Raw genomic sequence first — 260 nt, forward strand, 5'->3', positions numbered from 1 at the left:
GGCGTCGTTGAACGTCCACGGCGTCGAGTGCAGCCACAGTGCTGATGTGCTGCAGAACTGTCAGACCCTCAGGAACAGAATCAGCGTGTTCCTGTGCGACGAGATACGCGGTGACACGATGACCGACGAAGAGCGGAACAACATACCCACCGTGCACGACTTGCAGCTCATCGCTGAGGTCGAGCTCGAAATCGGAAGGCACCCAAGGCCAGTCAGTCAGCAAGGGACTCTTCGCCGGAGTCACTAGTGCAAGCCTGTAG

The 260-nt window shown here is 58.5% G+C and carries 1 protein-coding gene; it reads right to left on the reverse strand.

Annotated elements, in window-relative coordinates; all coding sequences use genetic code 11:
* Nucleotides 1-223, reverse strand: a 223-nt coding sequence (locus R0K30_RS22430) for a hypothetical protein (protein WP_410613106.1), incomplete at its 3' end; no start/stop codon positions are given.
* Nucleotides 224-260: the final 37 nt, after the last annotated feature.

It is taken from the genome of Bacillus sp. SIMBA_154, assembly GCF_046536015.1.
GTDB lineage: Bacteria > Bacillota > Bacilli > Bacillales > Bacillaceae > Bacillus > Bacillus pumilus_P.